10 protein-coding genes are annotated in these 12,243 nt (G+C 61.3%); 6 read left to right on the top strand and 4 right to left on the bottom strand.

The window, feature by feature from the left end:
• Positions 1–8 precede the first annotated feature (8 nt).
• The 4 genes from So717_RS19225 to rarD all read left to right on the top strand — a co-directional run bounded on the left by So717_RS19225 (position 9) and on the right by rarD (position 2,619).
• Positions 9–422, top strand: coding sequence for a hypothetical protein (locus So717_RS19225; RefSeq protein WP_159980336.1), 414 nt, complete (start codon positions 9–11; stop codon positions 420–422).
• Between the two features lie 47 nt (positions 423–469).
• The gene (locus tag So717_RS19220; protein ID WP_159980334.1) at positions 470–880 is read left to right on the top strand and encodes a hypothetical protein; all 411 of its coding nucleotides are present in this window, start codon (positions 470–472) and stop codon (positions 878–880) included.
• 116 nt (positions 881–996) lie between these two features.
• Entirely contained in the window at positions 997–1,596 is a 600-nt protein-coding gene (locus So717_RS19215; RefSeq protein ID WP_159980332.1) for a superoxide dismutase, read from the top strand.
• Between the two features lie 102 nt (positions 1,597–1,698).
• Positions 1,699–2,619 (top strand): EamA family transporter RarD, encoded by a 921-nt coding sequence (gene rarD, locus So717_RS19210; RefSeq protein ID WP_306439507.1) that lies wholly within the window; start codon positions 1,699–1,701, stop codon positions 2,617–2,619.
• Here rarD and So717_RS19205 read toward each other — a convergent pair.
• Positions 2,559–3,110 carry an LOG family protein gene (locus So717_RS19205; protein ID WP_159980330.1) on the bottom strand — a complete coding sequence of 184 codons (552 nt, stop codon included), beginning with the start codon at positions 3,108–3,110 and terminating at the stop codon, positions 2,559–2,561. The two genes, rarD and So717_RS19205, sit on opposite strands and share 61 nt — an antisense overlap.
• A gap of 124 nt (positions 3,111–3,234) precedes the next feature.
• Between So717_RS19205 and So717_RS19200 the strand changes: the two genes are divergently transcribed.
• Entirely contained in the window at positions 3,235–4,617 is a 1,383-nt protein-coding gene (locus So717_RS19200) for a LysM peptidoglycan-binding domain-containing protein (RefSeq protein ID WP_159980328.1), read from the top strand.
• Positions 4,618–4,686: 69 nt separating this feature from the next.
• Positions 4,687–6,522 (top strand): ABCB family ABC transporter ATP-binding protein/permease, encoded by a 1,836-nt coding sequence (locus tag So717_RS19195; RefSeq protein ID WP_159980326.1) that lies wholly within the window; start codon positions 4,687–4,689, stop codon positions 6,520–6,522.
• A gap of 91 nt (positions 6,523–6,613) precedes the next feature.
• On the opposite strand, the gene So717_RS19190 is transcribed toward So717_RS19195, so the two are convergent.
• From So717_RS19190 to So717_RS19180, 3 genes are all read right to left on the bottom strand, one after another.
• Positions 6,614–7,069, bottom strand: a complete 456-nt coding sequence (locus tag So717_RS19190; RefSeq protein WP_159980324.1) for a DUF302 domain-containing protein — start codon at positions 7,067–7,069, stop codon at positions 6,614–6,616.
• Positions 7,070–7,149: 80 nt separating this feature from the next.
• On the bottom strand, positions 7,150–10,962 hold the full coding sequence (locus So717_RS19185) for an efflux RND transporter permease subunit (protein WP_159980322.1): 3,813 nt from the start codon (positions 10,960–10,962) through the stop codon (positions 7,150–7,152).
• Entirely contained in the window at positions 10,959–12,227 is a 1,269-nt protein-coding gene (locus So717_RS19180) for an efflux RND transporter periplasmic adaptor subunit (protein WP_159980320.1), read from the bottom strand. Before So717_RS19180 ends, So717_RS19185 begins: the two co-directional genes overlap by 4 nt.
• Between the last annotated feature and the right edge of the window lie 16 nt (positions 12,228–12,243).

Raw genomic sequence — 12,243 nt, 5'->3', positions numbered from 1 at the left:
TATTTGCTATGAAGCCGAGAGTTTTGATAAGTCTGGTATTGCTTGCACTTGGATGGTCCGGTGTTGCCGCCAGCGCTGCTGAGACCGTCTATGAGTGCAAGGCATCCCATAAGTCCCCCAATGGTTTCGTTGGACCTCGGACAATTTTCTTCGTCGACGACAAGAAAGGGACTGTGCGCGTGCTCGATGGTATCATTCAAAGATACAACGGCGGGCCGATGCAAGTTGAGGTTAAAGAGCGGTCGGAGACCTCATACAGGTTGAGCTGGACAGTGGTGGATCTGCAGACCACAGAAGGCAAATATGATCTTAATTACACTGCGATCCTGAGACCCAAGGTGCGGAAATACCAGGTGAATGTTGTCGGTATCAACTATCGCCGGCGACCGCGCGCAGAAGGCAATTGTACAATCGTGCAATGAGGGTCGGGCGCATGATCTCGGGTTTAGCAAAAGCGGTCGCAGTTGCGATGGCTTTGGCAACAGCTGTGCCTACATTGGTTTGGGCACAGGGGCGCGCAGGCTTTATTTACGAATGCGATATGCGCACGAGCAAATCCAATGAGTTCTGGATCTCCAGCAAGATCGGTATTGTGTTGCTAAAGGATGGGTCTGTCGTCGTGTCGGATGGCGTCTCCATCCACTATCCCGGCGGCACCGCGAAAGCAGCAGTGCGCGAGAACTCTGACAGCACGATGCGGCTCGATTGGCGGCTTGAAGGTGGATTGGCCAAATCGCAAGGGCGGGAGTTCATTCTGCTGGATGCCGAGTACAGCGCGACTTTGGACAAAGCCTCAAACCAGATCCGGGTGCGGGCCCGCCTGCCGGAGTATCGCAAGCGGTTTTCAGGCTCGGGGACCTGCAAGATCCGCAAAAAGTAGGGCGAGCTTGCAAAACTGCGCGAACAGCGGTTGATTCCGAAACGTTAATACTTGAACTCCCGCGCGGCTGCGCTTCTTGTGCAGTACACCCAACCTAAATGACCAAGGGGGCCCAAATGGCTTTTGAACTTCCCGATCTTCCCTATGCGCACGACGCGCTGGCGTCCAAAGGCATGTCTGCCGAAACGCTGGAGTACCACCACGATCTGCACCACAACGCCTATGTGGTGAACGGCAACAAGGCGATTGAGGGCACCGAGTGGGCGGGCAAGTCGCTGGAAGACATCATCACCGGCACATACGACGCCAATGCCGTCGCCCAGAACGGGATTTTCAACAACATCAGCCAGTTGTGGAACCACAATCAGTTCTGGGAGATGATGGGCCCGGGCTCCAGCGCCATGCCGGGTGAGTTGGAAAAAGCCATCACCGAAAGCTTTGGCTCGGTCGACACATTCAAGGACGCGTTCAAAGCAGCGGGCGCGGGCCAGTTCGGCTCCGGCTGGGCGTGGCTTGTAAAAGACAGCGACGGCAGCCTGAAGGTCACCAAGACCGAAAACGGTGTGAACCCGCTCTGCTTTGGCCAGACGGCGTTGCTCGGTTGCGACGTGTGGGAGCACTCCTACTACATCGATTTCCGCAACAAGCGGCCCGACTATCTGTCGAACTTCCTCGACAATCTGGTCAACTGGGAGAACGTTGCTTCCCGCATGTGACCCGCGTCGCAGGACCTCAGAAGGCCTCGCCATCCGGCGGGGCCTTTTTGCTTGCAGATTGGGGGCGTTTACGCGCACATCTTCCATCGAAGGAGAGTGGCAATGTTGAGTGACCCGGCCAAGGGCGTCGTCGCGATGATTGCGGCCTGCATGATGTGGGGTCTGTCGTCACTCTACTACAAATTGCTCTCCGACGTTCCTGCGCTGGATGTGCTCTCCCACCGGATGATCTGGTCACTGATTTTCTTCGGAGTCGTATTGGCAGTTCAGCGTCGGCTGACCGAGGTGATCCGCGTTTTGAACACCAGGCGGTCCTTTCTGCGTTTGGCACTCGCCGCACTGATGATCGGTGCCAACTGGGGGTTGTTCATCTGGGCGATCCAGATCGGGCAAATCACCCAGAGTTCTTTGGGATACTACATTTTTCCGCTTGTTGCTGTCGTGATCGGTCGCGTGGTTTTTGGCGAGCAGCTCTCCAACATGCAGTGGCTTGCGGTGGGGCTGGCGGCGGCGGCAGTTGCGCTTCTGACTGCCGGATTGGGCGTCCTGCCTTGGATTGCCTTGACGCTGGCGGTGACCTTCGGCATCTATGGGTTGCTTAAAAAGCAGCTGGCCGCTGGGCCGGTGGTTTCAGTCACCGCTGAAGCGCTGCTTCTGGCACCCATTGCCGTTACAATTTTGTTGCAAACGCATCACAATGGCGGCACTGCCCTGGGCGGCGATCTCAAGACATTTCTGTTGCTGATGATGTCTGGCCCGATCACGGCTGTGCCGCTGATCCTGTTTTCTTACGCCGCACGGCGACTGAACATGACCACCGTTGGCCTGCTGCAGTATCTCAACCCGACGCTTCAGTTTGGCTGCGCGGTTGTGATCTTCGCCGAACCCTTTGGCCGCTGGCATGGTCTGGCTTTTGGCATGATCTGGGCGGCGCTGGCGCTCTATTCCGGTGCGGCGCTGCGTCAGGACAGGGCGCGGCGCAGGGCGGCGCGTGCTGCGGCTGTGTCCGGCACGGTGGTGTAATATCCATGCAGGCTGTCATCGGCAAAGCCCTGATCGGTCACATGCTGCATCAGCGTCAAAAGAGGGTCCCAGTAGCCGTTTGTATTCACAAGGAAAACCGGCTTTTTATGTAAGCCCAACTGACGCCAGGTCAGCACCTCGAAGAGCTCATCAAGCGAGCCTGCCCCGCCCGGCAGAACCACCACCGCATCGCAATTCATGAACATGACTTTCTTGCGCTCATGCATGGTCTCAGTCACCACATATGAGGTCAGATCAGTCTTGCCGACCTCCCAGGCTACGAGATGCTGGGGGATCACGCCGAAGGTCTCTCCGCCCGCTTTTTGGGCCGCCCGCGCGACCGCGCCCATAAGCCCCACATCGCCCGCGCCATAGACCAGTCGCCAGCCTTCCTCGGCCAGTGCGACGCCGAGCGCTTCGGCATCAGCGAGATAGGCGGGGTCGGACCCCGGGCGCGAACCGCAGTATACGCAGATGGAATGAGAGCGCATGGAAATGTCCTTGCCGTTGAAATGAAAAGCAAAAAGGGGTTACTGCATTTTGACCGGTGATAGAGCAGTTGCTATGTAGGCTCAATGCCCATCCGGTCGCGGGCTGTTTAGAGAAGAGAAGGTCATGAACGACGAAGGGGCGCAGGCCAAAGCAAAAGGACCAAGGGTGCGGACCGCTGCGGCACTGAGTGTCGCAGCACTTGTCTTTGGCCTCTTTCTGACGCTGACCCAGTCGGAGGATCCGGCCCCGGTGGATCTTGTTACTGACGCACCGCAGGTGCCGGCAACGTCCTCTCCCGACCGCCCTGCGACCGCGGATGAGCCGGTATCCGAAGCCGCCGAGCGGACTGAGACCGCAAATGTGGACGCCCCCGACCAAGCCTCACCAATTGTTCCCAGCGTGGATGAAGTCCGGCTGGAGACGGATGGGCTGACCGTGATCGCCGGACGTGCCGAGCCAGGTGCGCAGGTGTCGGTGCGCGTCGATGGTGAGGAAGTGGCCACGGCTGTGGCCGATGCGCGTGGAGCCTTCGCGGCTGTTGGTTTTGTGGCGCCGAGCACTGCGGCGCGGGTGGTGACGCTGTCAGCGTCAGGAGCGCAGGGGGATGTGGTGTCCGACGCGGATGTGATCCTGGCGCCCGTCGTGCCACCTGTCGCGGATGCGCCCGCTGCGGAAACCCCTGCGCCTGCAATCGCAACCGCAGAACCGGATCCATCAGACGACGTGCAAGCGCCTCAGTCTTCTGCGCCAGCAGCAGGGGCGGTGGCGCAGACCGACAGTGTCGAGGAGGAGGCGCCCGGTCTCGAAGTGGCTGCCACCACGACGCGCGATGCCGACCCGGCAGACACATCGCAGACAGAGGCCGTTGCGGCACTGCCCGCGCAGGCAGACAACACGGCGCCACCCGCCGTCGCGCCTGCACCTGTGCCGGACGACCCGGTTGCGGAGCCGACAGCGCAGGCCCCTGCGGCCGAGGCCGTGACGGTGCTGAAATCCACGGCGGAAGGGGTCGAAGTGCTGCAACCCGCGCCCGAGGTCGCGACCTCCGTGGCCATTGATACGATCGGCTACTCCGAAGAGGGGGAGGTGCAGCTGTCCGGCCGCGCGGTGATTGGAACGTCGGAGGTCCGGGTCTATCTCGACAACCGCTTCACCACCTCTTTGCCGGTGGACACGGACGGGGCTTGGCGCGGCAGTCTTCCGCAGGTGGATGTGGGCCGTTACCGGCTGCGGGTGGATGAGGTCAACAGCGCCGGGGGCGTGACCAGCCGGGTCGAAACTCCGTTTCAGCGGGAGGCACCAGCCGCACTTGTCGCAGCGGACACCGCGGATGCGGGTCCGGTGCGCGCCGTGACGGTTCAGACCGGCGACACGCTCTGGGCCATCGCGCGGGACCGCTACGGCGAAGGCGTGCTCTATGTGAAAGTTGTCGAGGCCAATCGCGACGATATTCGTGATCCAGATCTGATTTACCCCGGACAGGTGTTTGACTTGCCGGTGGAATAATCGGCCTGATGACTGGCAAAGGGGGGCGGGCTGCCTTAGGTAACGCGCTGAACGCAAGCAGGACCCTCCATGCCGGCTGATACAACCACCACCCCGCAGGCGGATGCCACGGGGGGGCATATCGAAACCCAAGAACGCCAGTCCGGTCTGCGCATCATTCGCAAGGTCGCACCCTATCTGTGGCCTGAGAACCAGCCTTGGGTGCGTCGCCGTGTGGTCCTTGCGATGGGGTTCTTGCTGCTGTCCAAACTGATCGCGGTGGCCACGCCGTTCTTCTACAAGGGGGCTGTTGACGCATTGGCCGAGGAAGGTGTGCCGATGCTGGCTCTGGGCGCGGTCGGGTTGACCGTGGCCTACGGGATGGCACGTCTCATGACAGTTGGCTTTCAACAGTTGCGCGATGCTGTCTTTACACGCGTTGCACAGCGCGCGCTGCGCATGTTGGCGTTGGAGACGTTCAACCACATCCATCGGCTGTCGATGCGCTATCACATCACGCGCAAGACCGGTGGGCTCAGCCGGATCATCGAGCGGGGCGTTAAGGGTGTCGAGTTTCTTCTGCGCTTTTTGCTCTTTTCTATCGGCCCGCTGATCCTGGAGCTTATGCTGGTTGGGATCATCCTGGCGGCGGTTTTCGACATCTGGTATCTGGCGGTGGTGGCGGTGACCATCGCGCTTTATGTTTGGTTCACCTTTGCCATCACCGAATGGCGCGTGAAGCAGCGGCGCGAGATGAACGCGCAGGACACTGACGCCAATCAAAAGGCCATCGACAGCCTGCTCAACTTCGAGACGGTCAAGTATTTTGGCGCGGAGGCCCGCGAGGCACGGCGCTATGATGCGGCCATGGCCAAATACGAAGTGGCGGCGATCAAGACCAACTACAGCCTCGCCTTTCTGAATTTCGGCCAGTCGTTTTTGATCACCGGTGGTCTGATTGCGGTGATGGTCATGGCGGCGATTGGTGTGCAGGCTGGCACGCTCACGGTCGGTGATTTCGTGATGGTCAACGCCTATATGATCCAGATTACCATTCCTCTAAACTTCCTTGGCACGGTATACCGCGAGATCCGGCAGGCGCTGGTGGATATGGGGGAGATGTTCGATCTGTTGGAGCAACCCGCCGAAGTGACCGACGCGCCGGGTGCCCGGGCGCTTGATGTGCGCGGCGGGCGGATCGAGCTTGAGGATGTGCGTTTTGGCTATGATGCTGACCGGATGATCCTGAAAGGGGTGAGCCTGGTGGCCGAGCCCGGAGAGATGGTGGCCATTGTCGGTTCGACCGGGTCGGGCAAGTCGACCATCGGGCGGCTCTTGTTCCGCTTTTATGATGTGAACGGGGGCGCGCTGCGGATCGACGGGCAGGATATCCGGGAGGTCACGCAGGACAGCCTGCATGCGGCGATTGGCGTCGTGCCGCAAGACACGGTGCTGTTCAACGATACCATCCGCTACAACATCGGATATGGCCGCGATGGCGCGACGCAAAGCGAGATTGAGGCGGCGGCGCAGGCCGCGCAGATCCATGACTTCATCGCGCAGTTGCCGGATGGCTATGACACCACCGTGGGCGAGCGCGGGCTGAAGCTGTCTGGGGGGGAGAAACAGCGGGTAGGCATTGCGCGGACGCTGCTCAAGGATCCGCCGATCCTGTTGTTGGATGAGGCCACGTCCGCGCTTGATTCGGAGACGGAGCAGGAGATCAAGGAGGCGCTGATGCAAGCGGGCCGCGGACGGACCGTGCTGACCATTGCGCATCGGCTGTCTACCATCGCAGAGGCCGACCGGATCATCGTTTTGGAGCAGGGCGAGATTGTCGAACAGGGGCGGCATGAGGCGCTGCTTGCGACAGGCGGCCGCTACGCCCAACTCTGGACACGTCAGCAATCGGATGACGCCGCCTGAGCGGCCGAGAGCGGTGGCCTGAAAGCCCACCGCACCTGCCTGCCGTGAGGTCTGTACTGGCAGGTGGGGTGGGCTTTCAGGCCACCCGTGGCTATTCGGTGGCCACAGCCTTTGATGTCAGCTTGTCGAGCGCGCCGGTCATCATCTGGATGTATTTTGCGTCTCCTGGGAGCGCGTGGGTGGCCGCGAGGCTCGCAGGATCGTGGTAGGCCACATGCACTGTGCCGTCGCTGTCTTCATAGGCGAGCACGCGCAGCGGCAGATCCAGACCCGCTGTCTGACCGTCCAGCATGGCGGGGGTGCCCAGCTTCGGGTTGCCGAACATCAGCATCTGTGTGGGCCGCAGTTCCATATCCACCTTGGCGGCCCCAGCGGCGTGATCGACGCGCGCAAAGACGGTGGCCCCGGCGCCCTCAACAGCGGCTTGCAGGCGGTCGATGGTCTCCGCAACGGAGTGGGGACTGGTCTTCTTGATCATATCTGCGGCCCAGGCTGAAGATGCAGTTGCGAGGCCAACAAGGCCCGCGAAAGCAAGTGTTCGGATCATTGGTTTTCCTTACATTACATGAGGTGCGCGCAAACTATCACGTATGGCGGCAATGTCTTCTCACGCCCGCGTGAAGGCCGTTATTCAGCGGCTTTCAGCGTGGCGGAGTGCTCAGTCTCCGTCGAGGCCAGTGCGGCGTCGTCCCAGAGGATCTCTCCGGACACGACACGGCGGGCATCTTTCTGCAAGGCCCAGTCGCGGGCAGCGCGGCTGGCGCGGCCCATGGACATCTTGGCCAGAAGTGTCGCCAGCCATTGCACGTAAGTGGTGGCCCACACACGGATCGCCAGCATGGAGGGGGTGACCATCAGCGTCAGCACCGTGGCAATGCCAAGACCAAAGACCACGGCTGTGGCCAGCTGTTTCCACCACAGGGCTGTGGGGCTGTTGAAGGTATAGCCGCCCTCGGCGAAATTCAGGCTCAAACCAATCATCATCGGCGCAAGACCCGCCATGGTGGTGATCGTGGTCAGCAGCACCGGACGGATCCGGGCCTGCGCTGTGCGGATGATCGCCTCGATGCGCGGCATATACTGGCTGTATTCCTGATAGGTGTCGATCAGGATGATATTGTTGTTCACCACAATCCCCGCCAGCGCGACGATCCCCGTGCCGGTCATGATGATCGAAAAGGTCTGATCCATCACCAGCATGCCGATCAGAACCCCCGTGGTCGACAGCACGACTGCGAGCAGCACCAGGATCGCATTGTAGAAACTGTTGAACTGCGCCAGCAGGATGATGAACATCAGCCCCAGGGCGGCGGCAAAGGCCGAGGAGAGGAACGCCTGGCTCTCCTCCTGCTCTTCCTGATCCCCCGTCCACTCATAGCTCACACCGGTGGGCAACGGGTTGGTATCGAGCCATTCCGTCAGCACACCAATCCGCTCGTTGGAATTCACCGGAATCAGGCGCAGGCTGCCTGCGTCGATTGCGGGCTGAAGATCACGGTCCGGCTGTGTCACACGATCGGTGATCTTGTAGGTCGTACCATCCCGCAAGGTGATATCCGCATCGGCCCCTGCCGGACGCAGCATCGCAAGCGTTTCAGTCACCTCGACCCCGTCCTCTCGACGGGTCTCCACCACCTTCATCAACCCAGGTGCCACATCCGCCTTGACGTCGAAGTAGCGCTTCTGATCGATCCGGTTGATTTCAGCCAGTTTCGGCACGGGCGTCCGCGTGATGAAATTCGATAGCGGGATCAGCCCGTCCTCTGTACGCACTTTCAGCGTGTCTAGCGTCGAGAGCACCCGATCACCTTCAGGCAGGCGCACGCGGATCTCAATCTCATCATCGGAACTTGGCACACGCATATTGTCGAGCCAGATACCCCGCGTGACCAGTTGCACCATGGCGCCGACGATCGCCACATCTGCGCCATAGCGGCCTGCCTTTTCCACATCCACATCGATCTGCCAGTCGATGCCGGGCAGGGGGCGGGAATCTTCGATCAGGGTCAGTCCGGGGGTCCTTTCGAACTGCACACGCGCGACCGCCGCCGCTTCCGTCAGCGTGGCGAAGTCATCGGCCTTGAGACGCAGATGCACCGGTTTGCCTGAGGCGGGGCCGTCCGCGACCTCCAGCACTTCGGTCTTGATGCCGGGCAAGCGATCCAGCGTTTCGGTCAACTCTGCAATGACGATGTTGCCGTCCAGATCGGGGCGGTCGGCGCGGTCCTCCCACGGAATGGTTTCGAACTGCACCTGACCAATCAGGTCCTTTGGGCGCGACCCGCCGGAGGTGTCGGTGTTCAGCCCGCCTTCACCAGCAAATGAGAAGGCATTCGCGATCCCGGGGTGCGCCAGCACGATCTCCTCCGCCTGGCGCACCAATTCGTCCTTTTCTTCCAGTGACAGGTTGCCGCGCGCAAGCACATAGACGATGCCCTGTTCCGGTTCGGATTCGACAAAGAACTCCACGCCGCGGCTGTGGTTGGTGAAATACATCAGCACGCTGCCGACAAAGACAAAGACCACCCCGGCCATCACAAGCGGCATCACCGGGTTGCCGGCGATGCCCTCGATCACATAGCCAAAGAAGGAGCGGCGGTAACCGGAGTTGATCTCCGTGGGTTCGGTCCTGAACACCCGACTGGTAATGCGGCGGCCGAACCGGCCCATGCGGGTCACGACTGCAAAGAAAGACACAAGCCCCAGGAGGAACCCGCCCAACGCAACGAAAAGACATGCGACCGCTGCCAGGATGAGCAGAAAGACCACCAGCAGCGTGGGTATCACAGAGGAGAGGATCTTCAGGCTGTCCATTGCCGCAAACCGCAGCTCGATCAAGCCAAAGATCGGCCCCATCAGGCCAGAAACGGCGATCATTGCAAAGGCTGCGGGGAAGAGCGCCAGATGCAGGTACCAGCGCAGCCCCGCAATCGCCGTCATGTAATCCGCCAGCCAGCGTTCCAGCCGCCCGGTCACACCGCCCATGACCGGCAGGTAAATCAGGGCGACGACCAGCGAAGCCGACAGCACGAAGATCAGCGTGACCGGCAACATGCCCATGAATTCACCCGGCACACCCGGCCAGAAGAGCATGGGCAGGAAGGCGCAGAGCGTCGTGGCCGTGGAGGAGATGATCGGCCAGAACATGCGCTTGGCGGCCTCCACATAGGCGCGCATCGGGCCTTCGCCCTCCTGCTGGCGCTTGTCGGCGTATTCCACCACTACGATGGCACCATCGACCAGCATGCCCACAGCGAGGATCAGCCCAAACATAACGATATTTGAGATCGAAATGCCCATGAGCGCGAGGAACGCAAAACAAAGTAGGAAGGAGGTGGGGATTGCAAAGCCCACAAGCAGGGCAGCTCGGATGCCCAAGGCCGCAAGCACCACAATCATCACCAGCGCAATCGCGGTGAGGACCGAGCCCACAAGCTGCTGCACCATGGCGTTTACGATGCGGGACTGGTCATTTGACGTGCCCACCTCGACCGCCGCCTGCAGTCCTTCAGGCCAGGAGGCGCTTTTTTCCTCCACCATCTCCTTCACCAGCGTGGCGGTGTCGATCAGGTTGAAGCCCTTGCGCTTGACCACTTGCAGCGCCACGGTGTTCACGCCGTTGAATCGCGCTGTGCCGTCGCGATCCTCAAATGTGAGGTTGATGTCTGCCAGATCGCCCAGCGTGACGACCCTGTCGCCATTGGTCTTGACGGGCAGGTCATAGATATCCTGCGGCTCGTCGAAGGAGGAGGGGATCTTGACCGCAAAGGCACCCTGCGCACTGTCCACCTCACCGGCGGCGATCAACTGGTTGTTGTTGCGCACCGTGTCGATCAGCTCGCCTGCGGTGACGTTGTAGGCCTCCAGCCGCAACGGATCGATCAGCACTTCGATCATCTCATCACGGCTGCCGCCCAGCCCGGCCTCCAGGACCGCGTCGAGGGCTTCGAGATCATCCTGCAAGTCCTTAGCCACCCGGATCATGGTGCGTTCAGGCACTGGTCCGGTCAGGTTCACGATGATGATCGGAAACTCCGAGAAGTTGATCTCGTTGATCGAATACTGCTCGGCCCCTTCGGGGAAATCGGCCTGGGCCTTGCCCATGGAATCGCGCACATCGGCGAGGATCTTGGTCTTGTCCCAGCCGAACTCGAACTCAAGGGCCACACCGGCATAGCCTTCGGCGGCAGTCGCGGACATGGATTTCAGACCGTCAAGGTCAGCCAGCTCTGTCTCCATCGGCTTGACAAGCAGTGTCTCGCTGTCCGAGGCCGAGATGCCGGGGAAGGGCACCGACACAAAGAGCGCGGGGATCTCGATGTCAGGCTCGCCCTCCTTGGGCAGGGTGGAATAGGCAAAGCCACCCACCACCAGGCTGAGCATGATGAAGGCCAGCACCATCCGAGCGCGGCTGGCGGCCCAATCGACTATTCCGGTCATTGACTGAGCTCCCGATAGGTGGGCGCCACCTGAACGCCTGCAATCACGAATTCCTGCCCGACGACAATCACATCCGAAGTGTCGGGCAGGCCGGTCAACCACACGCCTTCCGCTGTGTCACGCATCAGCGCCACGGGGTAGAACTCCACAATCGCGTCGTCGTCGATTGTGCGCACGCCAAGCGTGCCTTCATCGTTCAACGTCAGTGCGGATTGCGGCAGCAGATGCGCAAAGGCCCCTTCGGCCGAGATCGCGATCTCGGCAGTTTGCCCATCCCGAATGCGATTGTCCCCATTGGGCACTTCGATCTCGACACGGAACGTGCGGGTGGTCTCATCCGCCGAGCTTGACAGGAAGGTGACCGCCCCTTGAACCGCATTGCTGCGTGCTTCCGGGCCACCTGTGAGCGCGCCGCTGCCGCTGACCAGCCTGGCGGCTGCCATGGCGCCGGGCGCGACCCGTGCGACCTCTGTTTCGGGCACAAAGGCCACCAGCTTGATCGGGTCAAGCTGGATAATCGTCGCGCAGAGCGAGCCGGGCTGCAACAGCGAGCCAAGCTCTGCTGTGTCGCTCTCCAGCAGCCCGGCAAACGGCGCCTTGATCACCAGACGTTCGATTTCCTTTTCGGCCGTGGCCACGGCGGCTTGCGCGCTTTGGATGCCGGACTGGGCCGCTTGCAGACCCGCGCGGGCGCTCTCCACCCCGGCCTGTGCCGTGGCCAGCGCAGCCTCGGTGTTGGCCACGCGGGTGGTAGAGGCAAACCCACCTTCGCTGAGCTTGGAGGAGGCATTGAGGTTGATTCGTGCCTCTTCCAGCTGCGCGCGCGATTGATCAAGTCGGGCTTCGGCCTCAGGCACGCGCGCGCGGGCCTCGTCCAACTGCGCCTGCGCCTGTGCCAGCGCCGTGCCGCGCGTTCCCTCGTCGAGCGTGCACATGGGCTGCCCGGCGGCCACGCGTGTGCCTTTGCGCAATGGTTCTGAGACGACGATGGCCGAGGTTTCCGCGCGCACGTCCACTGTGCGGGCTGCCTCGGTCTGGCCACGCAGGGCGACGGCGGTGTCGACTTTCTGCGCGACGGACCGCTGGACAACGACCTTGACCAGATTGGCCGGCGCCTCGTCGCTGGGCGCATCTGCGCTGGTCTCCGCAACATCACTTGAGCCTTCGGCCTGGCCTACCAGCGCGAGCAAACGTGGCCGGTCAAGAATGAAAAGCGCCAGCAGAGCAACAACCGCAACCGCAGCTAGAATAGAGAAAATACGCATGTCGATCGCCTCGCAC

It is taken from the genome of Roseobacter cerasinus (assembly GCF_009811755.1).
GTDB classification, from domain to species: Bacteria; Pseudomonadota; Alphaproteobacteria; order Rhodobacterales; family Rhodobacteraceae; genus Roseobacter; species Roseobacter cerasinus.
The sequence above is the reverse complement of the archived record's forward strand: the minus strand, read 5'-3'. Positions and strand labels throughout refer to the sequence as shown.